The organism is Shinella sp. M27 (assembly GCF_049199905.1).
GTDB lineage: Bacteria > Pseudomonadota > Alphaproteobacteria > Rhizobiales > Rhizobiaceae > Shinella.
Genome location: NZ_JBLZPK010000065.1, coordinates 117,726 through 141,942, shown reverse-complemented (window position 1 = coordinate 141,942; position 24,217 = coordinate 117,726). Strand labels below are relative to the sequence as shown.

Below are 24,217 nucleotides of genomic sequence, written 5' to 3'. Positions count from 1 at the left end.
CTTTTCGTTTGGGGCCGAACCACCCGGTTTTCCCGCAAAACGATCAGCCCGACGCAAGTCAACTCCGGTAGCAAGGCAGACGAGCTCATTGCGAGTCGTTCAACCGCCCGGCCGAAAGGCCGCCTTGCCGCAGGATGGCCATGACTGTCAGCACCCCCATCGTTCCCGATCCGAACGCAGCGCTTGCCAGCGTTCTGGGACGCGCCCGCACCCAGCAGCTTTCGCTTGCCGAACTCTTCCAGATGGCCGAGGGCCTTTCGGCGGCCGGACAGGCAACGCATGCCATCGAGCTCTACAAGACCTGGATCGCGTTCAACGACGGCAACCCGCTGCTGCATCTGGCCTATTTCAACTACGCCGTCTCGCTGTCGAAGTCCGGCGACATTTCCGGCACGCTGAACGCGTTGCGCGCCGCGCTGAAGATCAATCCGGATTTCGGCCAGGCCCATGTCAATCTCGGCCGCACGCTTGAGGACTGCGGTCTAACCGGCCAGGCCGTGCTGCAATGGCGCAGCTATGTCGACACGACCAACGACGTCACGCCCGACCGCATCAACCACCGCCATCTCGTGCTCCAGCATATCGGCCGCGTTCTCGAAGGCGCCGGCAAGCTGGAGGAGGCGGAAGCCGCGCTCTGGCAGGCGATGGAACTGCAGCCGCACCGCACCGAGGCCGCGCAGCACTGGATTTCGCTGCGCATGCGCCAGGTCAAGTGGCCGGTCATTACGCCCAACATCCACATTTCGAGCCGGCAGTTCATGGACGCCATGTCCTCCATGACGATCGCCTGTTACGCCGACGACCCGCTCTTCCAGCTCGCCAAGGCGCATCGCTACTGCACCGCCACCGTCGGCCGGCCGGATACGCGCGGCTTCGTGCGCAAGCCGGTCCGCCAGAAATCCGGCACCGGCCAGCGCCTGCGCATCGGCTACGTCTCTTCGGACCTGCGCCAGCACGCCGTCGGCTTTGCGCTCAGTGAGGTGCTGGAGCTGCATGACAAGTCTCAGGTGGAGATCTTCGCCTATTATTGCGGCGACCCGGCCCCGATCGACCATACGCAGGCCCGCATCAAGCAGGCCGTCGATCATTGGCGCGATATCACCAAGGTCAGCGATGTCGATGCGGCCCGCCAGATCGTCGCCGACGAGATCGACGTGCTCGTCGACGTCAACGGCTACACCAAGCATGCGCGCACGAAGATCTTCGCCTACCGGCCGGCGCCCGTGATCGTGAATTTCTGCGGTTATCCCGGCTCGATGGCGAGCCCGTACCACCAGTACATGATCGCGGACGACTATATCGTGCCGCCGGAAAACGAGCTCTACTATACGGAAAAGGTCCTGCGTATCCCCTGCAACCAGCCGGTGGACCGCAAGCGCGCCGTCAATGCGCGCCCGACACGCGCCTCGGTCGGCCTGCCGGAAAATGCCTTCGTCTTCGCAAGCTTCAACGGCATGCAGAAGATCTCGGCCTCGTGTTTCTCGCGCTGGATGGCGATCCTGCTCGCGACGCCCGGCAGCGTTCTCTGGCTGCTCGTCGGTGACGACAGCGTCAATGAGCGCGTCAAGCAGATGGCCCAGCAGGCCGGTGTTTCCCCGGATCGACTGATCTTTGCCGGCAAGGTGCAGAACCCGGATCATCTGGCCCGCATCGGTCTTGCCGATCTGTTCCTCGACACCTTCCCCTATGGCGCGCATTCGACCGCCGCGGACGCGATCACCCAAGGCCTTCCGGTGCTGACCGTGCCGGGCAAGAGCTTTGCCTCGCGCTTCTGCGCCAGCATCGTCTCGGCCGCCGGCGTTCCGGAGCTGATCTGCAGCGGGCCGGAGGACTATGTGAGCAAGGCGATCGCCTTCGCCAAGAACCCCGAAAGCCTCGCCGCGATCCGCCAGTCCTTGCAGGACCAGCGCGAGACCTGCGCGCTGCGCGACATGGATCGCCTCGTGCGTCGTCTGGAAGAGCTGTTCTGGCAGATGCAGGGCGCGGCCGAACGCGGCGAAACGCCGGTGCCCGACCTGCGCAACCTCAACGTCTATTATGAAGTCGGCGCCGAGCTCGCCGCCGCCGATATCGAATTCGAAAGCGAACAGGCCTACCGGCAGCGCTATCTCGACCAGCTGAAACTGATGGACGAACACGCGCCGCTGACATCAGACGCCCGCCTTTGGAAGGGTAATGCCGGCTGATCGCCGGCATTACCCTATTGAAAACACGAACCGTTCTGAACGACGAGGATCGCATGACCCCAGTTATCCTGGTGACCTTTGCCGGACGGCAGACGAGGATGGAAATCCTCACGCAATATATTCGCCGCGCGCTGGATCTCGGGATCATCGACGAGTGGCACATCTGGGACTTCACCCGCTCGGCCGACGATCATGCCTGGGTGACGCGTGAATTCGGCCCGGCCCGCTATATGGGGTCCAAGGTGCTCTACCAGAGCGCCGGCACCGTCTCGCCAAGCGCCTCGTTCCGCACCAGCGCCCGCATCCGTCATGACCTGCACATCGCCGTCATCCCGAACGATCGTCCGCACGACTGCTACGAGATCGCCGTCGGCGGCTGGAAGAACACCCATTCGGTGCTGCGCAAGATCGGCCGCGACCAGCTTGCGCATTTCGACCGCAGCAACGAGCAGACGCTCTGGAGCCAGCCGACGCCCGGCATCCTCTCGCCCGGCCGTCCCAACGACGTCACGCTTTCGGTCAATGCGGCCGGCGCGCCGATCCTGCGCATCAACGATGTGACGATCGGCACATGGCCGGAGATCAACCTCTCGGCCGGCGCGACCGTGCAGATCCGCGGCGGCTGGGGTGCAGATCTCGAACTCTGCGATGTCGATGCGCGCACGCGCCGTTACATCGGCAATCCGAACGAGCAACTGCCCTACTACCAGGCCTATGACTACTACGCGACGCGCTTCGAGGACTTCAAGGACGCCGTCTTCCTGAAATGCGACGACGATATCGTCTATGTCGATATCGACAAGCTCGACGGCTACATCCAGTTCCGCCGCGCCAACCCGCATTATTTCATCGTCTCGGCCAATGTCGTGAACAACGGCGTGTGCGCCTATCTCCAGCAGGCCGCAGGCTCGATCCCGCCCCATGTCGGCGAGTTCGAGCACCCGCCGGGCGGTTTCGGCGGCACGCTCTGGGAAAGCGCCGAACGCGCGGCCAAGCTGCATGGCTATTTCCTGGGGGAAGACGGCCGCACGCTGCCCCTCCCCCAGCCGGCCGTCGACTGGACCGAGCGGCAGTCGATCAATTTCATTGCCTGGCTCGGCCGCGACCTGCTGCACATGGCGCTTCCGCAGGGCGACGACGAACATGCGCTCACCATCGGCGTGCCGGCCTTCCTTGGCCGCCCCTCGGCGATCTATTCCGATTTCACGGTCAGCCATCTGAGCTTCGGCCCGCAGGAGCGCGGCTGGGATCCGACGCCGCTCATCAAGGCCTATGAAGCCCTGATGCGTTCGCGTCTCTTCCCGGAAACCGAAAAGCCGGTGCTGCGCGCGGCCGGCTGACCGGCACCCGGACAGAACATTTCGCAGGGTGGAATAGAATGAGCGTGAAAGAAAAGATACTCATCGTCGGCGCAGGGCTTTCCGGCGCCGTTATCGGCCGCGAACTCGCGCAGGAAGGCTACAAGGTCGACATCCTCGACGCGCGTAACCATATCGGCGGCAATTGCCACACGGTGCGCGACGAGACGACCGGCGTGATGGTGCATGTCTACGGCCCGCACATCTTCCATACCGACGACGCCGAGGTCTGGGACTATGTGAACGGTTTCACGACCTTCATGCCCTACAAGAACCGGGTGAAGACGACGAGCGGCGGCCAGGTGTTTTCGCTGCCCGTCAACCTGCACACGATCAACCAGTTCTTCGGCAAGACGTTCCGGCCCGACGAGGCCCGTGTCTTCCTCGAGGAGCAGGCCGACAAGACCATATCGGATCCACAGACCTTCGAGGAACAGGCGCTGCGCTTCGTCGGAAATGATCTCTACGAGGCCTTCTTCAAGGGTTATACGCAGAAGCAGTGGGGTTGCTCGCCGACCGAGCTGCCGGCCTCGATCCTGAAGCGCCTGCCCGTGCGCTTCAACTACGACGACAACTACTTCTTCCACAAATTCCAGGGCATGCCGGCAAACGGCTATACCGAGATGATCGCGGGCATTCTCGACCATCCCAACATTCATGTTTCGCTCGAGACGAACTTCCGGCGCGACCAGGTGGCGGGCTACGCCCATGTCTTCTATTCCGGTCCGCTCGACGGTTATTTCGACTACGAACTCGGCCGGCTCGGTTATCGCACACTGGATTTCGAGCGCTTCACCTATGACGGCGACTATCAGGGCTGCGCGGTGATGAATTACGGCGACGTCGCGGTGCCCTATACGCGCATCACCGAGCACAAACACTTTTCGCCGTGGGAAGAGCACAAGGGTTCGGTCTGCTACCGCGAATTTTCGCGCGCCTGCGGCCCTGAGGATATCCCCTATTACCCAATCCGCCTCGTCGAGGAAAAGGCGCAGCTTGCCGACTATGTCGGCCGCGCCGAACAGGAGAAGGACGTCACCTTCGTCGGGCGCCTCGGTACCTACCGCTACCTCGACATGGACGTGACGATCCGCGAAGCGCTCGACACCGCAAGGCTCTATCTCGCCCGCAGGCACGAGGGTACTGCCATGTCGGCCTTCCTGCATGCGCCGCTTTAAGCGGCATATCCTGAATGCACGAAGGCCCCGGATAAACCGGGGCCTTGCGAAATCTTCGAAGGATTGGAACCGCGTCTGCCGATTAACGGAAGAGCGTGAGGATGCCTTCGGCCGAGGAGTTGGCGATCGAGAGTGCCTGGATGCCCAGCTGCTGCTGCGTCTGGAGAGCCTTGAGGCGGGTCGATTCTTCGTTCATGTCGGCGTCGACGAGACGGCCGATACCGCTGTCGATGGCGTCGCTCAGCTTGGAAGCGAAATCTTCCTGCAGGTCGATGCGCATGGAGATCGAACCGAGCTGCGAGGCAGCCTTCGTCATCAGCTGGATGGCAGCTTCCGTCAGGTTGAGGGCTTCGCCCATTTCGTCATCGGTGAAGGCCGAGATGTCGAGCGTGACGACCGTGTCGGTGATGGTGTAGGTGTTGGCCGTCGTGTCGATGTCGTCACCGGCCGAACCGAGGATACCACCGGCGCTCTGCGTGTAATCGTCCGTGTCGACCGTGCCGAACAGAACGTTCTGCGAGTCGGCGGTCAGTTCGTCGAGCGTATAGGTCGTGGTGTTGACCTTGACGGTGCCCGAGGCGTCGCGGACGAAGCCCGAAACGATCGTCTTGTCGGCTACGGCGTCGGTAGCGGTGCTGTCGAAAACGAGCCAGTTCTGGCCATTGAAGGCGGCGCCCGAAGCGATCGAAACCAGCTGCTCCTGGAGCTGCTTGATTTCTTCCTGAACCTTGGCCTTGTCGACGCCCTGTTCGGTCGCCGCCGTAACCTTCTTCTTCATTTCCTTGACGACGTCGATGGCGGCTTCCATGCCGGCATAGGCGGTATCCACCTTGGCGGCGCCGAGGCCGAGAGCGTCCTGAACGGCCGAGAGGGCCATGTTGTCGGAGCGCATGGTGGTCGCGATCGACCAGTAAGCAGCGTTGTCTGCGGCTTCACCGACGCGCATGCCGGAGGAGACGCGACCCTGCGTCGTTTCCATGTCGCTGCCGATCGAGCGAAGGGTGTTGAGAGCGGACATTGCCGCGACGTTGGTCAGAATGCTGGTCATGTGATGCGTGCCCCTTGAGTGGCTGACTGAGGAAGGGCATTCCGGATGTTACCGGTAAACGGTGGTCAGCTTCATGCCTGCTAACCGGTTAAGTTTCTTGGTTAACCCACCGTTTCGATGGGCTTAGAAAACCGCAATAAGGTTAAGGAATTCTTTAACGCGAAAGAAAAACGAAAAAAGGCCGCGCCCGTTTCCGGACGCGACCTTTTTGTGGGGTCTGGCGGGGTCAGCCTTCCCGCCGTCTCCCGTCCGTTTATTAACGGAACAGCGAGAGGATGTTCTGCGAGTTGGAGTTCGCGATCGACAGCGACTGGATGGCGAGCTGCTGCTGGGTCTGCAGGGCCTTCAGGCGGGTCGATTCCTCGTTCATGTCGGCGTCGACGAGACGGCCTACGCCCTTGTCGAGAGCATCCGAGAGCTTGGAAGCGAAGTCTTCCTGCAGGCCGATACGCATGGAGAGCGAACCAAGGTTCGAACCGACCGTGGTGAGGTTGGTCAGGGCGGTTTCGATCGTGTCGAGGTGATCGGCGACTTCGTCGTCGGTCGTGGCGTCCGTCAGCTCGATGGCGAGCGTGTCGGCCAGGTAGCCCGAGCTGTCGTCGACTTCGCCGGTGGACGGGTCATAGGCGCCGAACAGGGCGTTGGTCGCCGAGTCGTAGCTTGCCGTCGTAACCTTGACCGTGCCGTCGTCGCCGCGCACGAAGCCGGTAACGACCGTGCCGTCAGCGTTGCCACCAGCCAGCCAGTTTTCGCCGTTGAACGTGGCGGAAGCGCCGATGCTCTTCAGCTGATCCTGGAGCTGGGTGATTTCTTCCTGGACCTTGGTCTTGTCAACGCCCTGTTCGGTTGCGGTGACCAGCTTCTGCTTGATCGTCTTGACGACGTCGATGGCAGCTTCGACACCGCTGTAAGCGACGTCGACCTTTGCGGCGCCGAGGCCGAGAGCGTCCTGAACAGCAGAGATGGCTGCGTTGTCAGCGCGCATGGTGGTCGCGATCGACCAGTAGGCAGCGTTGTCCTTAGCCGCGCCAACGCGCTCGCCGGACGAAATGCGGCCCTGCGTCGTTTCCATGTCGTTGTTGATCGTGCGCAGCGTCTGGAGGGCTGCCATTGCAGAAGTGTTGGTGAGAATGCTCGACATTCTGATTGTCCCTTTGAACGAAATACTGGTGGGGACATACCGGACTGAAAACTTACCGGTTACGGCGGTTCGGCATCATGCCAACTCGGTTTCTCCAGACATCCAGAGGGATACCAAACCCGTCGTGTGATGCCAAAACTCGCAGCCAATCCTTGCCAACTCCTTAAATCGGCATGGGGCATTCAACCCATTGAAAAACAGGGTTAATACTCGGTAAGAATGTATGGTTAAGAAGGTCTAATTGAAGGACCGGACAAGGCTGCCGACAAGCAGGTTCCAGCCGTCGATCAATACGAAGAACAGGATCTTGAAGGGCAGCGAAATCGAGGTCGGCGGCAGCATCATCATGCCCATGGCCATGGTGATGGTGGCGACGATCATGTCGATGACCAGGAAGGGCAAAACGACCAGGAAGCCGATCTCGAAGCCGCGCCGGATTTCCGAAATCATGAAGGCCGGAATGACCACGCGCAGGTCGGCGATATTGTTCTCGACGACGGTCTGGCCGCGCTCTTCGGCAAGCGAGATGAAGAGCTCGATGTCCTTGTCGCGGGTATTGGCGACCATGAACTCGCGGAACGGCTCGGCGATGCGCTTGGCCGCCTCGGTCTCGTCGATCTGGTTGGCGATGAGCGGTTCGACGCCGTTCTGCCAGGCCCGGTCGAAGGTCGGCGCCATGACGTAGAAGGTCATGAACAGTGCGAGCGACACGAGGATCATGTTGGACGGCGTGGTCGAAAGGCCCATGCCGGACCGCAGGATCGAGAAGGCGATGACGAAGCGCGGGAAACTCGTCACCATGATCAGGATGCCGGGGGCAACCGAAAGAATGGTGAGCAGCCCGAAGGTGCGGATGATCCAGGAGGCGACCGAGCCGTCGACAGGCGCATTGAGGATATTGCCCGGCAGCTGCAACTGCTGCTGGGCATAGGCCATGCCGGTCATCGCCATCATGGCGACGAAGGTCAGAAGGGCTCGAATCATTCGATCACAAAGGTCCGGAACATGACGTTGGTTACGCGTCCTTCCGACCTGAGGTCAACCCGCTCCTGCAGGTCGTCCCGGAGATATTGGAAACCGCGCGGCCCCTGCACCTGCTGGAGCGTGACCGTGCGCATATAGGCCATGATGTCCTGGTGGATTTCTTCGGCGATCTTGACGTCGGCCGCCCCCTTGAACATCAGCGCAACCTCGAGCCGGATGCGGTTCTCCGAGGGATAGGCGAGGTTGCTGGTGATCGGATCGAGCAGCACGACACCGTTTGCCGGCGTCGAGATGTGCGGAATGTCCTCGCCGGCGGCACCCTTCGCCTCACCATGGCCGCCTTCACCGTGCCCGCCGGCTGCGGGCTCGGCCTTGGCCACTTCCTCGGCGGGCTTTTCGGCCGGCGGCGGCGCGAGCATGTTGCCCACGACCCAGCCGCCGCCGCCGGCAAGCAGCGTCAGCACGGCGATGATCGCGATGGTGATGACGATCGACGGCTTCTTCTGCTCGACGACCTGTTCTTCTTCCGCCATGTCTTTCTTCCCGGTTGACTGGGCCTGTCGCGTCAGAGCGGCGAGAACAGGTCGACGGCCTGCTGACCCCACGGCGGCTGCTGCACTTCGGTCAGGCGGCCGCGGCCGCCATAGGAGATGCGGGCTTCCGCGATCTTCTCGTAGGAGATCTGGTTGTTGGAATCGACATCCTGCGGCCGCACGATGCCGGCGACGTTGAGGATGCGAAGCTCGTGATTGACGCGCACTTCCTGCGAGCCGCTGATCAGGAGGTTGCCGTTCTCGATAACGCCCGTGACGACGGCGGCGACGAGCAGGTTCAGTCGCTCGGCGCGCTCCGTGGAGCCGTCACCCTTGCTGCTGGTCGAGGAGCCGTAGGTGAGGTCACCCTTGCCCTCGACGTCGGGCAGGTCGCCACTCATGCCGATGCCGAGGTTCATGCCGCTCTTGTTGGTGCGCGACCGGTCCGTCTTGTTGTCGAAGCTCGCCCGGTCGTTGACGCGGATATTGACCGTCATGATATCGCCGACCTTGAAGGCGCGCGAATCCTTGAACAGCGCCGACTGCTGGTCGCTCCAGATCGAATAGCCGGCAACCGCCGTGCGCGGCTGTTTCGGGTACGCCGCCATCTGCGGCGTCTCGGCATAGTTGAGCCCGCTGCCGATGGGGCTCATCGCCGGCGCTTTGCCGATCTCGTTGAGGGCCTGGCTGGAGCAGCTCGACAATGCCAGCGCGACGGCGAGTGCAGAGGCGGTCTTCTTCATGACGGGTCCTTTGAGGTGTTGGCGTCGCCCGCGACGGCGATGATGCGGGTGAGCAACGCGGCCTTGTCGGCCGGCATTTCGCCGAGAATGGTGCTCGACTGGCGCGGCGGAAGCTTCATGACGATCGCCGACGCGATCTGCGGATTGAGCTCCGCAAGCTGAGCTGCGGCCGCATCCGGCTTCATCTTCCGGTAGATCTCGACCAACCCGCCCTCGGCCTGCTTCAGGAAAGCGTTGCGGCGGGTCAGCCAGTCCTCGTATTCCGCACGGCGGGCCTCGAGCGTCTTGATGCGCTCATCGACATCCTTCTGGAGATTTTCCAGTTCCTGCTTTTGCAGCAGGTAGCGCTGGTCGCGCGCGGCGTCCGCGATATTGGTGCAGAACTCGCGGATCTCGTCGGCGCTCGCATTGGTGGTGGTGATGACCGGGCGCTCCTCGGCGAAAGCGCCCGGAATGGCCATCATCACGAAGCCGGCGAGCGGCAAGGCGAGCCTGCGGGCAAGGGTGGAAAGGGGCATGGTCGTCATTGCAGCACCAGTTCTGCCTGGAGGGCGCCTGCCGTCTTGATGCTTTGCAGGATCGAGATGATGCCGTCAGGCTTGACGCCGATGCTGTTCAATCCCGACACGAGCGAACGCAGACTGGAACCGTCGAGCATGGCGACATTGCCACCGTCCTGCTGGACGAGGATATCCGTGTTCGGCTCGACCGCCGTCACCCCCTTGGAGAAGGGTTCAGGCTGCACGACCTTCGGCATCTCGGTGATCTGCACGGTCAAAGTTCCGTAACTGACCGCGACCGGCGAGATGCGCACGTCCTGGCCGATGACGATCGTGCCCGTCCGTTCGTTGATCACGACGCGCGCCGGCACGTCGGTCTCGATGACAAGGTTTTCGATATCGGCCATCAGGCGGGCCAGATCGGCCATCTTGGGCTTGGCGATATAGACCGACTGCGAATCACGCGATTCGGCGATCGGATTACCGTATTGGGCGGAAGCATAGCGGTTGATGGCATCGGCCATGCCGACCGAGGTCGAGAAGTCCGGATTGCGCAATTGCAGCACGAGATCGGACGAATCCTTGAAGCGCGACGGGAGCTCACGCTCGATGATCGCACCGTTCGGCACGCGGCCGGCGGTCGTGACACCCTGCTGGACCGTTGCGGCATCGCCGCTGGCGCTGACGCCCGTGACGACGATCGACCCCTGGGCAACGGCGTAAATCTGTCCGTCGGCGCCCGACAGCGAAGTCATGACGAGCGTGCCGCCGCGCAGCGAGGCTGCGTCGCCGAGCGAGCCGACCGTCACGTCGATGCGGCTGCCGGGACTGGCGAAGGGCGGCAGGTTGGCGGTGACGAGCACGGCCGCGATGTTCTTGGCGCGCGTCTGCGTGCCGACCATGGAGATGCCGAGGTTTTGCAGCATCGCGCGCATGGACTGTTCGGTAAACGGCGACGAACGCATGCTGTCGCCGGTGCCCTGTAGACCGACGACCAGGCCGTAGCCGATCAGCTGGTTGTCACGGCCGGCCTGGAGCGAGGCGACATCCTTGATGCGGGCGGCCGGAAGTGCGGGGCCTGCGGCAAGCATGATGCACGCAAGGGCGGCAACGACGCGACGGAAGAAAAGCTGCATCATCGTGCCACCACATGTACGGTTCCGTCTTCCATGACCGTGCCGGAGACGATCACGCCGGAATCCTTGTTGCGAACCTTGATCAGCTCGCCGACGGCGGCATCCTGAAGCGGCGTGCCGGCGGCGCGCAGCATCAGGGATCCGTTGTCGAAGACGAGCTGGACGGTGGTGCCGCGGGAAACGGCGAAGGGCTCGCGCAGCGCCGAGACGAGGATGACGCGGCCCGCCAGCAGTGTGCGCCTGGTGATCAGGCCATCGACCTGGCCGATGCTTTCGGCATAGCCCTTGACGATATTCGGGTTGGTCACCTCGACCTCTTCGAGCTGCCCCGCCTGGACTTCCTCGCCGGGATAGATCGTCCGCTTGGGCACGACGGCCATGCGGGTATCGGCAAGGGCCGCGTCGGCTGCGAAAAGACCGGCGAGCACGGCGCACGCGGCAAGAGCCGCGTGGCGCGAGGCCGAAAGGGTCTTTACTCTGCGAAGGGCTGCTATCAGGCGAAACATCATGTTCCCCGCGTGTGTGTCGGTTGTTATCTCAGGTTCTTGCTGACCACGGCTGCCATTTCGTCGGCGGCCTGGATGATCTTGGAGTTCATCTCGTAGGCGCGCTGGGCCGAGATCAGGTCGGTGATTTCCTTGACCGGATCGACGTTGGAGGCTTCGAGGTAGTTCTGCTGGATATAGGCGAAGCCCGCTTCGTCAGGCGCACCGACATTGGCGGGACCGGAGGCTGCGGTCTCGCGGTAGAGGTTTTCACCGAGCGGCTCGAGGCCGGCCTCGTTGACGAAATTCGCCAGCGTGATCTGGCCGAGTTCCTGCTGCTGGCCGGCAACCGTCGCATAGACCTGGCCGGACTTGCTGACGGTGACTTCGGTGGCGTCCTGCGGCACAGTGATGCCCGGCACGACGGTGTAGCCGTCGAGCGTCACGAGCTGGCCGTCGGCATTGGTGTTGAAGGCACCGGCGCGGGTGTAGAGCGTGGAGCCGTCGGCCGCCTCGATCTGGAACCAGCCACGGCCGATCAGGGCCATGTCGAAGGAGTTGCCCGTCGAGACGAGGCCGCCCTGCAGATGCAGGTTGCGCACGGCCGCGGTCTTGACGCCGAGACCGATGATGGCGCCTTCCGGCACCACGGCCTGGTTGGCGCGGTTGGGCACGCCGGCGGCGCGCTCGGTCTGGTAGAGAAGGTCGGAGAATTCGGCGCGGGCGCGCTTGAAGCCGGTCGTGTTGATGTTCGCGATGTTGTTCGCGATGACTTCAAGGTTGGTCTGCTGCGCGTTCATGCCGGTGGCGGCGATGGCAAGGGCTTTCATGTCCGGTCCTCAGATCTGCATTCTTGCGACTTCGAGATAGGCGGTGACGACCTTGTCGCGGATGGCGATGGCGGTCTGCAGCGTCTGCTCGGCGTTCATGACGGCGTCGACCACTTCGCGGGTCGTCGCCTTGCCCTGGATGGCTTCGAAGGACTTGGTTTCACCAAGCTTCAGCGTGTTGGTCATTTCGGTGGCCATGTCGCCCATCACCTGGGCGAAGCTCATGCCCGTACCGGTTCCCTGAGCGGCGGCAGCCGAAACGCTGCTGGAGGTCTCGTTGACACCCGAAAGGCCGTTGGTGGAGAAGAGCGATTTGACGCCCGTTACGCTATCGATCATTGCGAGGCCCTCAGGAGGTCGATGGTCGCGGAGATCAGGTCACGCGACTGCTTGATGCTCTGCAGGTTGGCTTCATAGGAGCGGTTGGCTTCCCGCATGTCGGCCATTTCGACCAGCATGTTGACGTTCGGCATCTTGACGATGCCCTTTTCGTCGGCAGCGGGGTTGCCCGGGTCGTATTCGGTCGAGAAATCGCCTTCATCCTCGCCGAGACGTTCGACCTGGACCAGCGAAGCGCCGGTTGCCCGGTCGAGTTCGGAAGCGAAGGTCACGGTCTTGCGGCGGAAGGGATCGGCACCAGGAGTATCACCCGTCGAGCGGGCGTTGGCCAGGTTTTCCGAAACGATGCGAATACGGGTGGATTGCGCCTCAAGTCCCGAGGCCGCGACTTTCAGTGAAGCTACGAGCGGATCCATTTTTTACCTTCTGACTGTCATCAGCATCATGCGATGAAAGGCCTTGACGAGGCCGGCATTCAACTCAAAGTCACGCTTGACCTGACCCTCTTTCATGAGTTCTTCGGCAATACCGACCGTGTTGCCGGATTCCTGCACGCCGATCTCTTCGGTGGGTTTGGTCTCGATGACGCGGCCTGCCATTTCGGTTTCGGTGAAATGACCCGGCTGCGTCGCCGCCATGCGGATACCCGTCGTCTCGAGCACCGCCTGAAAGGGAGTTACGTCCTTCGCCTTGAACCCGGGGGTGTTGGCGTTGGCGAGATTGCCTGCAACCACACTCTGGCGGACCGAAAGCCAATCGGCTTGTTTCGTGGCCAGTTCAAACAGTTGTATCGGTTGCATGACAAGCTCCATCCTTGTTCGAGGCGAACCTACGGAGCCAATCTTGCGTCAGACTTGCACCGCTGCGACTGAGCTGCAAGTGCCTGTATTTCCGGGATTATATATGCTCGAACCGCAGTCATCGCGGCGAGCGGGCGGCCGGTCCGGGCAAGCCGGAAACGCCGAATCAGCTGCGGGCGGAACGCCCCGCAGCCTCTAGTTGCGCTTGATGACGTCGCCGTTGGAGGTCACGATGACCCAGGCGCCGTCGCGCTGCTCCAGCGTCGCAAGACGGCTGTTGTCAGGGAGGATCGAGCCGACGCGCACGATATACATGCCGCGCGCATCCTCGATCAGCGCCCGGCCGTTGGCCACATGCATCAACCGGAAGCCGGTGCTGGCCGGCAGAGGCTGGTCGAGACCGCTATCGATGGGCGCGCCGAGCTTCGTTTCGTTGCCCTCGTCGGTGGCGCTCGCGGTCGCGACCGGATCGACGTTCGATTGTCCCGACTCCTTGTCATCATCGACCATGGCGGCCGGCGAGACGCTGACCACCTGCTTCGGGCCGGTTTCCGGCAGGTCACGCGTCGTGCCTTCCCAAAGGGCAGGCACGGAGAATTTCTCCGGGTTGAGGAAGACATACCAGGGGAAAAAGGCGGCCATCGCCGCGAGCATCACGCCCGTTCCGGCCAGCAGCTTGTCGGCGGTGCTGTAGCCGCGCCGTTCCCGCCGCTTGAGCGGCTGCACTGCCTCGTCCGCATCGAAATCCGTCACTGTCATCCCCTTCGCATACCCGGCGCACCGCCCTGCCCGGCCGCGTTCTTCAGCGCCATGGCAAGATCGGAGAACGAATCGGCGGCGGGCTTTTCACCCGGCGTCTGTTTGAGAACCTCGTAGATGATCGGCACCTGCTTGATCGCCATGTCGAGATCGGCATCGCCGCCCGGGCGGTAGCCGCCGATGAGGCGCAGATCCCGCGTCTCCTCGAAGCGGTGGATCAGCGCCTTGAGGCGCGACACGAGCTTCTCCTGATCCGGCGTCCAGGCCTTGCGGGCGAGACGCGAAATGGAGGCGAGCGGGTTGATCGGCGGATAACGCCCCTCTTCGGCGAGGCTGCGCTCCATCACGATATGGCCGTCGAGAATACCGCGCGTCGAGTCGGCGATCGGATCGTTGTGGTTGTCGCCGTCGACGAGGATCGAGATGATCGCCGTGATGCTGCCGGTGCCCTCGGCACCTGGGCCGGCACGCTCGAGCAGGCGCGGCAGCTCGGTGAAGACCGAGGCCGGATAACCACGCGCGATCGGCGGCTCGCCGGCGGCGGTCGCCACTTCGCGGATGGCATGGGCAAAGCGCGTCACGCTGTCGATGATGAGCAGGACGTTGTCGCCCTGGTCGCGATAGTGCTCGGCGATCGTCACGGCGGTCAGCGGCGCCATCTTGCGCAGCATCGGGCTCTCGTCGCTGGTGGCCACGACGGCAACCGATTTCGCCAGATTGTCGCCGAGCGTGTCCTCGATGAATTCGCGCACTTCACGGCCGCGTTCGCCGACCAGCGCGATGACGACCTTGTCGAAGGCGTCGGCGCGGGCGAGCATCGACAGCAGCGTCGATTTACCGACACCCGAACCGGCGAAGATGCCGAGACGCTGGCCAAGGCAGAGCGGCGCAAAAATATCGATGGCGCGCACGCCGGTCGAGAAGCCTTTTTCGACACGCTTGCGCGTCATCGAGGGCGGAGCGGAATTGTAGATGGACCGACGGTCGTCACCCTGCGTGAGTGGGCCGAGCCCGTCGATCGGCTCGCCGAGCGCGTTGATCGTGCGGCCGCACCAGGAGGCGGCCGGCGCGACGCGGAAAGCACCCTTGCGGATGACCGTATCGTGGATGCTGATCGGCTCGCCCGGCTCGATCGGGCAGACGACGACGGAGTCGGGCTCGACGCGCACGACCTCACCGAGATGAATGCCGGCCGGGCTTCTGTGCGCCACGAACTCGCCGAGCCGCACATGGCGCGACAGGCCGCTGACCGTGTAGTTGCCGGCCGAAATGGTCTGCACATGGCCGCCGTGGACGACCGAGAATTCCGGCGAGGAGTAGCGCTTCACGGCCCCGGCCAATGCGCTCAGCATGCGCCCGCCGTCGGGAATGCGTCTCTCGTCGGGTCTGGTTTCCGCCGCCATGGTTTACTTACTTCCGCCGAGGGTGCGCACCGCTTCGTTCATCGATTCTTCGCTGTCGCGCATCAGCGAGGCGATGCTTTCGAAGGCGCGCGTGACCTGGATAAGCTGCGTCATCTCGCCGATGGCGTTGACGTTGGACTCTTCGACATAGCCCTGCACCACGCCGGCATCCACCCGGTCGACCACCGGCTCTGGCGGGATTTTCGAGATGATGCCGCTGTTGCCGGCGCGGGTGAACCCGCCCGAAAGATCGGCATCGAAGAGACCGAGCGAGGCGACCGGACGGCCGTTCTGGTTGAGCTGGCCGTCGGCGCTGAGCTGGATTGTGCCATTCGTCGCATCGATCTGGATGGGGCCGCCGCCGGCATCGAGCACCGGATAACCGTTCAGCGTCACAAGTTCGCCGGCATCGGTCAGCGTGAAGCGGCCGTCGCGGGTGAGCGTCGGGCCGGAGGGCGTCTCCACCTGGAACCACGCGTCGCCCTTGATGGCGAAGTCCAGCGCACCGCCGGTCTCGGTAATGCCGCCGTTGCGCTGGGAGATGAACTCATCGCCCTGCGAAACGAAGGCGACGTCGGCGACCTTCTGGTCGCTGACGACCTGATTGAACTTCACTTCCGTGGCGCGGAAGCCGACGGTCGTCGAGTTCGCGACGTTGTCGGCAAGGGTCGTCAGGCGGCGGTCGAGCGCAAGCTGGGACGAAAGCGATACATAAAGCCCGGTCTGCATCTCAGCGACCTCCGAGTTTCAGATTGTTGATGGAAAGCAGAAGATCCGTCGAAATGCCGATGAGGCCCGACGGCTGGAAGGCGGCGAGCGAATCGGCGCTGTCTGTCGAGTTTTCGAGTTCCCACATCGAGGTGAACCGCTCGAGGAACTTGCCGACCTTCGACGGATCCTTCAACTCGTCCAGTTTCAGCACGTCTTCGTAATAGGCGGCCTGACGGTCGATATCGGTGGCGGCGAATTCGGCGGGAAGCTGGAGCGCGGTTCGCACCACCTGCGCGATCGCGTCGTCGGCGATGATCGAATAACCCGAAGTGATCGAGGGGGCCATGCGCTCGAAATAGAGCGCGAGGCGAACACCCGTATTGTCCTCACCGGCGCTGATCTCCAGCGTCTGGCGGGTATACTTGTCGACCATGCCCTTCTGGGCACTTTCCATCAGCGTGGCGACTGCACCGTTGCGGGCGAAGTTCAGCGATTCCGCCAGTGCCTTGTAGCGCGTGTCGGTCAGCTGGTTGGCGAAAGCATCCTTGTTGTCGACGCCCTCGGTCAGCACCTTGCGCATGAAGGCCTTGGCATAGGCCATGTCCTCCAGGCCGTGCGCCTTCATCACGTAGTTGTAGAGGCGGCTGTCGGCGAAGAAGTCGTCGACCGATTTCACGTCGCCGATCTTCTCGAGGTAATATTCCGTCTCGCGCTTGACGTCCGGCTGCTCCGAAACGCGCTTCAGCGACGTCTGGAGGTCGGAGGAAATCAACTGGTAGCTCGTATAGGTGGTCGTCACGATAGCCCGCCGATCAAGGTGCAAGAGGGCGCGGATCGCCCGTTATGAGCCATGATCCTGCGGGCTTTTGCTTGCGCGAACCTGATCGGTAAACCAGCCGTTAGGTACAGCTTCACGCAAGGCTGGAACCGTATTTCCAGAAGGGTCAGAATTGTGTCGGGACCCCTGCGCTCATGAATATCATCATTGGTCTAATCGTTACGGTCGGCTGCGTCTTGGGCGGCTTCATGGCCATGGGCGGGCATCTGGCGGTGCTCAACCAGCCGTTCGAGCTCATGATCATCGGCGGCGCGGGTGTCGGCGGCTTCATCGTGGCCAACACGATGAAGGTCATCAAGGAGACCGGCAAGGCGCTCGGCGAGGCCTTCAAGCACAAGGTTCCCAAGGAGCGTCACTATCTCGATACGCTCGGCGTGCTCTACAGCCTGATGCGCGACCTGCGCACCAAGTCGCGCAACGAGATCGAAGCCCATATCGACAATCCGGACGAGTCGCCGATCTTCCAGTCGGCCCCAACGGTTCTTGCCAACAAGGAACTGACGGCCTTCATCTGCGACTACGTCCGCCTCATCATCATCGGCAACGCCCGCTCCCACGAGATCGAGGCGCTGATGGACGAGGAAATCCAGACGATCACGCGCGACAAGATGAAGCCCTACCAGTCGCTCTCCACCATGGGCGACGCCTTCCCGGCCATCGGCATCATCGCCGCCGTTCTCGGGGTTATCAAGGCGATGGGCAAGATCAACGAATCGCCTGAGGTTCTCGGCGGCCTCATCGGTTCGGCTCTCGTCGGCACCATGCTCGGCATCTTCCTGTCCTATTCGATCGTCACGCCGATAGCGACCAACATCAAGGTCGTGCGCGAGAAGCAGAACCGCCTCTACATCATCGTCAAGCAGACGCTGCTCGCCTACATGAACGGTTCCGTGCCGCAGGTGGCGCTGGAATACGGCCGCAAGACCATCTCTTCCTACGAGCGCCCGTCGATCGACGCGGTCGAGCAGGAAATGATGAATCCCGGCGGCGGCGGCGACACGAAGGCGGCCTAAGCAATGAGTGAAGCGACCGTGACCGCAGCCCCGTCCCTCGATCCGATCGTGCTTGCGCGCCTCACCGGCAAGCTCGGCGACACGGCGACCATTTCGAAGCTCTGCGCCACCCTGGGCGACGTCTTCGCCGAATTCCTGCCGGACATGCTGGAAAGCGAACTCGGATTCGAAGTGGCGGTTTCCTATGCCGGTTTCGAAACGGGCAAATACGGCCCGCTCGTCGAAGGCCTCGGCGGCGCCATGGCGATGTGCGACGCGTCGCTGCGCGACTGGTGCGATCGTTTCACGCTGATCTGCGACAGCCCGATGATCATCACGCTCGTCGAGAACATGCTCGGCGCCGTCAGCGACAGCATCGAGGATCCGGAGGCGCGCCCGCTCTCCAAGATCGAGCTCGATCTCGCCGCGATGATGTTCGACCGCATCTCCAGCGTGCTGAAGACCGCCGTTTCTGGCGCCAACGGCTTCGAGCCCTTCCTCGGCCATGCGCACAATGCCGAAACGCGCAAGCCGACCGAGGACGGTTCTGAAAACGAGCATGTCGCGATGGTCAACATGGCTGTCGGCATCGGCCCCGTCCTCTCGACCTTCCACGTCGTCATTCCGCAGAGCGTTCTCTTGAAGTCGACGATATCGGCACCGAAGCCTGCCAATGCGCCGAAGACCCGCGTCGAATGGAGCGAGCGCCTCGGCGAGCAGGTCCGTCGCTCGAAGGTGACGCTCGAAGCCCGCATTCGGCTCGAGGCCCAGACACTCAATACGATCAGCCGCCTGCAGGCCGGCGACATCATCCCGTTCAACGAATCAGGTGATGTGCGCGTCGAGGTCAACGCCAACGGCCGCAATCTCTATGTCTGCGAATTCGGGCGCTCGGGCGCGCGCTACACGGTCAGGGTCAAGGATACCTACGGATCGGAGGATGACCTCCTCCAGCACATCATCGGATAGTTTACGCATGACGCGTACGGGGCGGCGAGCCTCAGGCAAGTTTCGAATGGAATAGTGGTCATATGGCACCGAAGAAAACACCCATCGCTGACGACATCATGTCTTCCATCAATGCAGGCGACCAGGAACTGGAGCAGGCGATCGACGACCTGCGCGGCGTTCTTCAGAAGGATGCCACCGGCTCGCTTGGTACGGACCTGACGGCGACCGACGATCCGCTCGCGGCCTTCGGCGGTGATTTCGGCAGCTCCGATTTCGGCGGTGCTGCGGCGACCTCCGATTTCGGCGGTGGCGCAAGCTTCGGCGGTTCGGATTTCGGCGGCGGCAACGACTTCGGCGGCGGCAATGATTTCTCCGCCGATCTCGGCGAAGCGCCGCGTCCGGGCAGCGCGATGGAGTCCAACATGGACCTCATCATGGACATCCCGATCGATCTGCAGATCGTGCTCGGTTCGTCCCAGATGCAGGTTTCCAGCCTGATGAACCTCAGCGAGGGTGCGACGATCGCGCTCGACCGCCGCATCGGCGAGCCCGTCGAGGTCATGGTCAACGGCCGCATCATCGGCCGCGGCGAGATTACGGTTCTTGAAAACGACGACACCCGTTTCGGGGTGAAGCTCATTGAAGTGAAGAGTACACGCAAGGTCTGACACCCGGTTAAGGGTTCAGGGGGATAATCCATGATGGATTTCGAAAATTTCGGGACGTCCACGGCGCTTGGTTCGCCGCTATCGCCGGTCGAGAAGGCAGCAGCCGTTCTTCTCGCCATGGGCAAGGGCGTGGCCGGCAAGCTGCTCAAATATTTTACGCAAAGCGAGCTTCAGGCGATCATCGCCGCCGCGCAGAACCTGCGCGCCATCCCGCCGCATGAGCTGATCGATCTCGTCAACGAGTTCGAAGACCTCTTCACCGAGGGCGCCGGGCTGATGGACAATGCCAAGATGATGGAAGGCATCCTCGAGGAAGGCCTGACGCCGGACGAAGTGGATGGCCTGCTCGGCCGCCGCGCCGCCTTCCAGGCCTTCGAATCGACGATCTGGGACCGTCTGCAGGACGCCGACCCGGTCTTCGTGTCGAAGTTCCTCCTCAACGAACATCCGCAGACCATCGCCTATATCCTCTCCATGATGCCCTCGGCCTTCGGCGCCAAGGTGCTGGTGGAAATTCCCGAAGCACAGCGCGCCGACATCATCAACCGAACCGTCAACCTCAAGGACGCGAGCCCCAAGGCGACCGCGATCGTCGAGGCGCGGATCATCGAGATGATCAATGCGCTGGACTCCGAGCGCAATTCGGTCGGTTCGAACAAGGTCGCCGACCTCATGAACGAGCTCGAAAAGTCGCAGGTCGACGAAATGCTGGCCTCGCTCGAAACGGTCTCGACCGAATCGGTCAAGAAGGTCCGTCCGAAGATCTTCCTCTTCGAAGACGTGCTCTACATGCCGCAGAAGAGCCGCGTGTCGCTGTTCAACGACGTCTCGGGCGACATCATCACGGCCGCTCTGCGTGGTGCCACGATGGAACTGCGCGAATCGATCCTGTCGTCGATCGGTGCACGCCAGCGCCGCATGATCGAATCGGATCTCGCCGTCGGCGACGGCAACCCGCGCGAAGTGGCGATCGCCCGCCGCTCGATCACCCAGGAAGCCATTCGCCTGGCTGCCGCTGGACAAATCCAGTTGAAGGAGAAGGAACAGGAAGCCCAGGCGGCCTGATCCACCTTGACACGACATCGCCGCAAGCGGAGCGTATCCAGCGGCCCGACTCTCCAGCAAGGGGTGTCGGGCCGTTTGCTTTTTGCTGCTTTATGCGGCACCGGGGTGCGCCATGTCGGACGAAGACAAAGACAGCAAAACAGAACTCCCGTCAGAGAAAAAAATCCGCGACGCGATGGAGAAGGGCAATACGCCCTTCTCGCGCGAGATCACCATCTTCGCCTCGACGCTGGCGATCTATCTCTTCCTTGTCTTCTTCCTGCCTGATGGCGTGGCGCGCATGAACGAGACGCTGCGCGATTTCTTCGAGCAGCCGGAGGCCTGGAACCTCAAGTCCGGCACGGATGTCATCGCGATCTTCCGCCATCTCGGCTGGGAGGCCGGCGCGCTGCTTCTGCCGATCCTCGCCATGATGATGATCTTCGGCATCGCCTCCTCCGTCTTCCAGAACATGCCGAGCCCGGTTCTCGAACGCATACGCCCGCAGATGTCGCGTCTCAGCCCGGTCGCGGGCCTTGGCCGCATGTTCGGCAAGCAGGGCATGGTCGAATTCGGCAAGTCGCTGATCAAGATCCTCATCGTCTCGCTGGTCGTCGGGATCGCGATGCGCGGCAATTATTTCGCCTCGCTCGACACCATGTTCTCCGAGCCTGCGACGCTCATCTATCTGATGACATCAGACATCAACAAAGTCCTGCTCATCATCCTCTTTGCGACCGCGATCATCGCCGGCATCGACTTTGCCTGGACGCGCTATCACTGGTTCTCCGAACTGATGATGACGAAGCAGGAAGTAAAGGAGGAAATGAAGCAGTCGCAGGGCGACCCGATCGTGAAAGCCCGCATGCGCTCGATCCAGCGCGACCGCGCGCGCCGCCGCATGATCACCGCCGTGCCGCGCGCCACGCTCGTCATCGCCAACCCGACTCACTTCGCCGTTGCGCTGCGTTATGTGCGTGAGGAAGGCGATGCGCCCGTCGTCGTCGCCAAGGGCCAGGACCTCGTCGCGCTGAAGATTCGCGAGATCGCCGAAGAGAACGGAATTCCCGTTTTCGAAGATCCTCCGCTCGCACGCTCAATGTTTGCGCAAGTCTCGGTGGATAGTGTCATTCCACCGGTGTTCTACAAAGCCGTGGCAGAGCTGATTCACCGGGTTTATGCAGCTTCGCCCCAGACCAGACGGGTAAACTAGATCCGATGAGAAAATGCACCTACTCCGCCGAGCGCGAGAAGATTGTCGCAGAGGCAATCTGCCCGGTCGCCACTGAGCTCAGACTGCTCGATGCCGCCGATCTCGTCTCGCTGTTGCGTTTCGAGTGCTACGGGAACCTGGCCGACCTCGTCTCTTCGGCTGCGGAGCTGTATTTCCTGCCCGGTACGATCAATTTCGGCGCCGGCGGCGACTATCGCCTCGACTGGGATACGGAGCCGGAGGTGACGCTGGACATGGAAATCCGCCCGCAGGGCGTGACGGTCTATGCCAAGCTGTTGCTGCAGAAGGACACGGCCGGCGTGGAAGTCACCCATGTCGCCTTCAACGACCCGTCGCCCGATCCGGACGACAACACCGCTTTCCTGCGCAAGAGCCTGGCCGAATCGCGTTACGTGAAATCCGGCCCCGCGGCATCGCAGCACGCCCATTGAGCCTGCGACCGGGCACAAAAAGAAACGGCCATGGTGTCCATGGCCGTTTTCATTTGTCAGGTGATATAGCCGAGGCGGATGGCCTTGGCGATGGCCTGGATGCGGTTGACCGCGTCGAGCTTGGTCGTCGCCGTGCCGAGATAGGCATTCACCGTATGCACGGAAAGGCCCATCTTTTCCGCGATGGCTTCGGAGATGCAGCCGTCGCCGGCCATCTGGAGGCAGGCGATCTCGCGTTCGCTCAGCGCCTCGGACGGCAGCAGCTTCTTCTCGTCGACCGCCAGCATGTCGATCAGGATCTGGCAGCTCTTCATATGCATATCGACGACGAGGTCGCTCGAGGGCGCGATGAAGGCGCCGGTGAAGACGACATAGCCGTTGCCATGGGCGCCCAGACGCACCGGGAAGGCAATGCCAGACCAGGACAGGAGCCGCGCCGGAAGACGCACCGTGAAGGGTTCCGCGCCGGGCTCGACGAACTGGTTGTCGCCCGCACCCTCCCAGATCAGCGGCAGCATGGAGGCTTCGAGATGGGCGAGCATCGTCTGGCCATAGGCCTCGATCAGCGCGCGCGCATTGCCATCGACATCGTTCGCCCAGTTGTGCAGCGACAGCGCCAGCCTACGGGCCGAAGGCAGGCCGTGGCCTGCGACCCGCAGCACCGCGAAATGTTCGGCGCCGAGAATGGTCTGCATGACCTGCAAGCGGGAAACGAAATCGGATGCACGCGCCGCTTTCGGCGGTCGCGCGAGCCGGATTTCCGTCTCCAGGGCAGCGGGGGCGGAAAGCTGGATACCCATGGCGGTTCTCCTCAGACCAGGCTGTTGCGAACGGCCCAGGCGATCGCTTCGGACCGCGTCTTCGTCGCCGTCTTGCGCATCACGCTGGTGATGTAATTGTTGATCGTGTTGCGGGATATGCCGAGGATGACGGCGATCTCGTCGCTCGTCTTGCCTTCGGCGATCCAGTAGAGGCACTCGATCTCGCGGTCCGTCAGGTCCATCTCGCGATCCTGCTTGAGGATCGCGCCCTGGCAACAGACGCTGGCGAAATAGCCGGTCACGACGCCGACATCGCGCAGCTTGCTCTGCGAGAGGATGAAATGCTCAGGGAAGAGCAGCACGAGCGACATGCGCACCCGCCCGACATGGAAGGCGATGGCGCAATATTCGCGGCTGACGCCCGAGGGCACCGCGATCTCGTCGCTCAGATGGGCAAAGCAGGGTTTGAGAAGGTTCAGGCACTTGTCCAGTTCGCTCATGCGCGACTGGCCGGCAACGATGGCACCGGCAATGGTGCGCACCATGTCGAAGGGCCAGTCAGAAGCGACGACGGCCTCCAGCCCGGCTTCGGGTGACACGTCGTGACGAACGAGAAGATAGTGGGAGGCACTGACGTAATCGGTCAGCGCCCGCAATCCTTGGGACAGGCCGGCGCGATTGGCGCAGCGCCCGAGATGTTGAACCAGAAGCTCACGCGCACTCTTACGCTCACCAGACTCGGCGGAGAATCCATAGGATTCCCAGGCCGCGACATCCGACCGGATTGTTTCCATGATAGCCCCCTGTTCCGATTCCGAACGGAAAATTCCTGCCTCCTTCCCGTCTGAAATCCGGAACCGTCCGAACTCCCCCCGATCAGGCCGCATCAGCAAGAATCACCAAGCGAATCAGTGACTAAAGTGTACATCGACCACCGCTAAAAACCACCGCCCTCTTCTCGGGATTTACTTTTGAAGGCTTCTATGAGTCGCCAAGCTTCAGGTGATTTGCCTTGCCGGCAGAGAGCGGATCTGTCGGTGGCGGATCGTTTAAGATATTGTTAACTATGCAATATTTGAAAGACTTCATCATGCTCGCCGGAAAAAGCCGGCGTTCATTCGATTCTGGATTGCAGTACGATGCAGGCTTTCACAACCGGCCGGG

At 62.4% G+C, this 24,217-nt stretch carries 27 protein-coding genes; 9 read left to right on the top strand and 18 right to left on the bottom strand.

The window, feature by feature from the left end; translation table 11 throughout:
- Positions 1-140 precede the first annotated feature (140 nt).
- Genes ACOZK4_RS24485 through glf form a run of 3 tightly spaced genes read left to right on the top strand, consistent with a single transcriptional unit; the run spans position 141 to position 4,722 of the window.
- Positions 141-2,186, top strand: coding sequence for a glycosyl transferase (locus tag ACOZK4_RS24485; protein ID WP_421594299.1), 2,046 nt, complete (start codon positions 141-143; stop codon positions 2,184-2,186).
- A gap of 53 nt (positions 2,187-2,239) precedes the next feature.
- A complete protein-coding gene (locus ACOZK4_RS24480; RefSeq protein WP_421594297.1) occupies positions 2,240-3,526 on the top strand; it encodes a hypothetical protein in 1,287 nt (428 codons plus the stop codon).
- 38 nt (positions 3,527-3,564) lie between these two features.
- The gene (gene glf, locus ACOZK4_RS24475; RefSeq protein WP_421594295.1) at positions 3,565-4,722 is read left to right on the top strand and encodes a UDP-galactopyranose mutase; all 1,158 of its coding nucleotides are present in this window, start codon (positions 3,565-3,567) and stop codon (positions 4,720-4,722) included.
- Between the two features lie 82 nt (positions 4,723-4,804).
- Here the strand turns inward: glf and ACOZK4_RS24470 are convergent, their stop codons facing one another.
- From ACOZK4_RS24470 to ACOZK4_RS24395, 16 genes are all read right to left on the bottom strand, one after another.
- On the bottom strand, positions 4,805-5,770 hold the full coding sequence (locus tag ACOZK4_RS24470) for a flagellin (RefSeq protein WP_313523584.1): 966 nt from the start codon (positions 5,768-5,770) through the stop codon (positions 4,805-4,807).
- A gap of 256 nt (positions 5,771-6,026) precedes the next feature.
- Positions 6,027-6,911, bottom strand: coding sequence for a flagellin (locus ACOZK4_RS24465; RefSeq protein ID WP_313523582.1), 885 nt, complete (start codon positions 6,909-6,911; stop codon positions 6,027-6,029).
- Between the two features lie 237 nt (positions 6,912-7,148).
- Positions 7,149-7,895, bottom strand: coding sequence for a flagellar type III secretion system pore protein FliP (gene fliP, locus ACOZK4_RS24460; protein ID WP_421594294.1), 747 nt, complete (start codon positions 7,893-7,895; stop codon positions 7,149-7,151).
- Positions 7,892-8,428 (bottom strand): flagellar basal body-associated FliL family protein, encoded by a 537-nt coding sequence (locus ACOZK4_RS24455; RefSeq protein WP_313523578.1) that lies wholly within the window; start codon positions 8,426-8,428, stop codon positions 7,892-7,894. Before ACOZK4_RS24455 ends, fliP begins: the two co-directional genes overlap by 4 nt.
- Positions 8,429-8,460: 32 nt before the next feature.
- Entirely contained in the window at positions 8,461-9,171 is a 711-nt protein-coding gene (gene flgH, locus ACOZK4_RS24450) for a flagellar basal body L-ring protein FlgH (protein ID WP_313523576.1), read from the bottom strand.
- Positions 9,168-9,698 (bottom strand): MotE family protein, encoded by a 531-nt coding sequence (locus ACOZK4_RS24445; RefSeq protein ID WP_421594293.1) that lies wholly within the window; start codon positions 9,696-9,698, stop codon positions 9,168-9,170. Before ACOZK4_RS24445 ends, flgH begins: the two co-directional genes overlap by 4 nt.
- The gene (locus tag ACOZK4_RS24440) at positions 9,695-10,807 is read right to left on the bottom strand and encodes a flagellar basal body P-ring protein FlgI (protein WP_421594366.1); all 1,113 of its coding nucleotides are present in this window, start codon (positions 10,805-10,807) and stop codon (positions 9,695-9,697) included. Before ACOZK4_RS24440 ends, ACOZK4_RS24445 begins: the two co-directional genes overlap by 4 nt.
- Complete coding sequence (gene flgA / locus ACOZK4_RS24435; RefSeq protein WP_421594292.1) at positions 10,807-11,316, bottom strand: flagellar basal body P-ring formation chaperone FlgA; 510 nt, start codon at positions 11,314-11,316, stop codon at positions 10,807-10,809. Before flgA ends, ACOZK4_RS24440 begins: the two co-directional genes overlap by 1 nt.
- Before the next feature lie 23 nt (positions 11,317-11,339).
- Positions 11,340-12,122, bottom strand: a complete 783-nt coding sequence (gene flgG / locus ACOZK4_RS24430) for a flagellar basal-body rod protein FlgG (RefSeq protein ID WP_313523570.1) — start codon at positions 12,120-12,122, stop codon at positions 11,340-11,342.
- 9 nt (positions 12,123-12,131) lie between these two features.
- Positions 12,132-12,461: a flagellar hook-basal body complex protein FliE gene (locus tag ACOZK4_RS24425; protein ID WP_313523568.1), complete on the bottom strand. Its 330-nt coding sequence runs from the start codon at positions 12,459-12,461 to the stop codon at positions 12,132-12,134.
- The gene (gene flgC / locus ACOZK4_RS24420) at positions 12,458-12,877 is read right to left on the bottom strand and encodes a flagellar basal body rod protein FlgC (RefSeq protein WP_313523566.1); all 420 of its coding nucleotides are present in this window, start codon (positions 12,875-12,877) and stop codon (positions 12,458-12,460) included. Before flgC ends, ACOZK4_RS24425 begins: the two co-directional genes overlap by 4 nt.
- A 3-nt stretch (positions 12,878-12,880) precedes the next feature.
- A complete protein-coding gene (gene flgB / locus ACOZK4_RS24415) occupies positions 12,881-13,261 on the bottom strand; it encodes a flagellar basal body rod protein FlgB (protein ID WP_313523565.1) in 381 nt (126 codons plus the stop codon).
- Positions 13,262-13,456: 195 nt separating this feature from the next.
- On the bottom strand, positions 13,457-14,020 hold the full coding sequence (locus ACOZK4_RS24410; RefSeq protein ID WP_313523564.1) for a flagellar protein: 564 nt from the start codon (positions 14,018-14,020) through the stop codon (positions 13,457-13,459).
- A complete protein-coding gene (gene fliI / locus ACOZK4_RS24405; protein ID WP_313523680.1) occupies positions 14,017-15,372 on the bottom strand; it encodes a flagellar protein export ATPase FliI in 1,356 nt (451 codons plus the stop codon). The genes ACOZK4_RS24410 and fliI overlap by 4 nt, the downstream gene beginning before the upstream one ends.
- A gap of 54 nt (positions 15,373-15,426) precedes the next feature.
- Complete coding sequence (gene flgF / locus ACOZK4_RS24400) at positions 15,427-16,152, bottom strand: flagellar basal-body rod protein FlgF (protein ID WP_313523562.1); 726 nt, start codon at positions 16,150-16,152, stop codon at positions 15,427-15,429.
- A 1-nt stretch (position 16,153) separates the two neighbouring features.
- The gene (locus ACOZK4_RS24395; protein ID WP_421594291.1) at positions 16,154-16,933 is read right to left on the bottom strand and encodes a DUF1217 domain-containing protein; all 780 of its coding nucleotides are present in this window, start codon (positions 16,931-16,933) and stop codon (positions 16,154-16,156) included.
- A gap of 173 nt (positions 16,934-17,106) precedes the next feature.
- Between ACOZK4_RS24395 and motA the strand changes: the two genes are divergently transcribed.
- The 6 genes from motA to ACOZK4_RS24365 all read left to right on the top strand — a co-directional run bounded on the left by motA (position 17,107) and on the right by ACOZK4_RS24365 (position 22,292).
- A complete protein-coding gene (motA, locus tag ACOZK4_RS24390) occupies positions 17,107-17,985 on the top strand; it encodes a flagellar motor stator protein MotA (protein ID WP_298099640.1) in 879 nt (292 codons plus the stop codon).
- A gap of 3 nt (positions 17,986-17,988) precedes the next feature.
- The gene (locus tag ACOZK4_RS24385) at positions 17,989-18,933 is read left to right on the top strand and encodes a FliM/FliN family flagellar motor switch protein (protein WP_421594289.1); all 945 of its coding nucleotides are present in this window, start codon (positions 17,989-17,991) and stop codon (positions 18,931-18,933) included.
- A gap of 62 nt (positions 18,934-18,995) precedes the next feature.
- The gene (gene fliN, locus ACOZK4_RS24380; protein WP_313523556.1) at positions 18,996-19,583 is read left to right on the top strand and encodes a flagellar motor switch protein FliN; all 588 of its coding nucleotides are present in this window, start codon (positions 18,996-18,998) and stop codon (positions 19,581-19,583) included.
- A gap of 30 nt (positions 19,584-19,613) precedes the next feature.
- Positions 19,614-20,648 carry a flagellar motor switch protein FliG gene (fliG, locus tag ACOZK4_RS24375; protein ID WP_313523554.1) on the top strand — a complete coding sequence of 345 codons (1,035 nt, stop codon included), beginning with the start codon at positions 19,614-19,616 and terminating at the stop codon, positions 20,646-20,648.
- 112 nt (positions 20,649-20,760) lie between these two features.
- The gene (gene flhB, locus ACOZK4_RS24370; protein ID WP_421594287.1) at positions 20,761-21,840 is read left to right on the top strand and encodes a flagellar biosynthesis protein FlhB; all 1,080 of its coding nucleotides are present in this window, start codon (positions 20,761-20,763) and stop codon (positions 21,838-21,840) included.
- Positions 21,841-21,845: 5 nt separating this feature from the next.
- Positions 21,846-22,292: a hypothetical protein gene (locus ACOZK4_RS24365; RefSeq protein WP_313523549.1), complete on the top strand. Its 447-nt coding sequence runs from the start codon at positions 21,846-21,848 to the stop codon at positions 22,290-22,292.
- 56 nt (positions 22,293-22,348) lie between these two features.
- On the opposite strand, the gene visR is transcribed toward ACOZK4_RS24365, so the two are convergent.
- Both visR and visN read right to left on the bottom strand, forming a co-directional pair.
- Positions 22,349-23,092: a transcriptional regulator VisR gene (gene visR, locus ACOZK4_RS24360; protein WP_421594285.1), complete on the bottom strand. Its 744-nt coding sequence runs from the start codon at positions 23,090-23,092 to the stop codon at positions 22,349-22,351.
- Between the two features lie 11 nt (positions 23,093-23,103).
- Positions 23,104-23,847 carry a transcriptional regulator VisN gene (visN, locus tag ACOZK4_RS24355; protein ID WP_313523545.1) on the bottom strand — a complete coding sequence of 248 codons (744 nt, stop codon included), beginning with the start codon at positions 23,845-23,847 and terminating at the stop codon, positions 23,104-23,106.
- Positions 23,848-24,217 lie beyond the last annotated feature (370 nt).

Coding starts and splice junctions, on each gene's coding strand:
- ACOZK4_RS24485 (WP_421594299.1), top strand. CDS start 141: ATGACTGTCAGCACCCCCATCGTTCCCGATCCGAACGCAGCGCTTGCC.
- ACOZK4_RS24480 (WP_421594297.1), top strand. CDS start 2,240: ATGACCCCAGTTATCCTGGTGACCTTTGCCGGACGGCAGACGAGGATG.
- glf (WP_421594295.1), top strand. CDS start 3,565: ATGAGCGTGAAAGAAAAGATACTCATCGTCGGCGCAGGGCTTTCCGGC.
- ACOZK4_RS24470 (WP_313523584.1), bottom strand. CDS start 5,770: ATGACCAGCATTCTGACCAACGTCGCGGCAATGTCCGCTCTCAACACC.
- ACOZK4_RS24465 (WP_313523582.1), bottom strand. CDS start 6,911: ATGTCGAGCATTCTCACCAACACTTCTGCAATGGCAGCCCTCCAGACG.
- fliP (WP_421594294.1), bottom strand. CDS start 7,895: ATGATTCGAGCCCTTCTGACCTTCGTCGCCATGATGGCGATGACCGGC.
- ACOZK4_RS24455 (WP_313523578.1), bottom strand. CDS start 8,428: ATGGCGGAAGAAGAACAGGTCGTCGAGCAGAAGAAGCCGTCGATCGTC.
- flgH (WP_313523576.1), bottom strand. CDS start 9,171: ATGAAGAAGACCGCCTCTGCACTCGCCGTCGCGCTGGCATTGTCGAGC.
- ACOZK4_RS24445 (WP_421594293.1), bottom strand. CDS start 9,698: ATGACGACCATGCCCCTTTCCACCCTTGCCCGCAGGCTCGCCTTGCCG.
- ACOZK4_RS24440 (WP_421594366.1), bottom strand. CDS start 10,807: ATGCAGCTTTTCTTCCGTCGCGTCGTTGCCGCCCTTGCGTGCATCATG.
- flgA (WP_421594292.1), bottom strand. CDS start 11,316: ATGATGTTTCGCCTGATAGCAGCCCTTCGCAGAGTAAAGACCCTTTCG.
- flgG (WP_313523570.1), bottom strand. CDS start 12,122: ATGAAAGCCCTTGCCATCGCCGCCACCGGCATGAACGCGCAGCAGACC.
- ACOZK4_RS24425 (WP_313523568.1), bottom strand. CDS start 12,461: ATGATCGATAGCGTAACGGGCGTCAAATCGCTCTTCTCCACCAACGGC.
- flgC (WP_313523566.1), bottom strand. CDS start 12,877: ATGGATCCGCTCGTAGCTTCACTGAAAGTCGCGGCCTCGGGACTTGAG.
- flgB (WP_313523565.1), bottom strand. CDS start 13,261: ATGCAACCGATACAACTGTTTGAACTGGCCACGAAACAAGCCGATTGG.
- ACOZK4_RS24410 (WP_313523564.1), bottom strand. CDS start 14,020: ATGACAGTGACGGATTTCGATGCGGACGAGGCAGTGCAGCCGCTCAAG.
- fliI (WP_313523680.1), bottom strand. CDS start 15,372: ATGCTGAGCGCATTGGCCGGGGCCGTGAAGCGCTACTCCTCGCCGGAA.
- flgF (WP_313523562.1), bottom strand. CDS start 16,152: ATGCAGACCGGGCTTTATGTATCGCTTTCGTCCCAGCTTGCGCTCGAC.
- motA (WP_298099640.1), top strand. CDS start 17,107: ATGAATATCATCATTGGTCTAATCGTTACGGTCGGCTGCGTCTTGGGC.
- ACOZK4_RS24385 (WP_421594289.1), top strand. CDS start 17,989: ATGAGTGAAGCGACCGTGACCGCAGCCCCGTCCCTCGATCCGATCGTG.
- fliN (WP_313523556.1), top strand. CDS start 18,996: ATGGCACCGAAGAAAACACCCATCGCTGACGACATCATGTCTTCCATC.
- fliG (WP_313523554.1), top strand. CDS start 19,614: ATGATGGATTTCGAAAATTTCGGGACGTCCACGGCGCTTGGTTCGCCG.
- flhB (WP_421594287.1), top strand. CDS start 20,761: ATGTCGGACGAAGACAAAGACAGCAAAACAGAACTCCCGTCAGAGAAA.
- ACOZK4_RS24365 (WP_313523549.1), top strand. CDS start 21,846: ATGAGAAAATGCACCTACTCCGCCGAGCGCGAGAAGATTGTCGCAGAG.
- visR (WP_421594285.1), bottom strand. CDS start 23,092: ATGGGTATCCAGCTTTCCGCCCCCGCTGCCCTGGAGACGGAAATCCGG.
- visN (WP_313523545.1), bottom strand. CDS start 23,847: ATGGAAACAATCCGGTCGGATGTCGCGGCCTGGGAATCCTATGGATTC.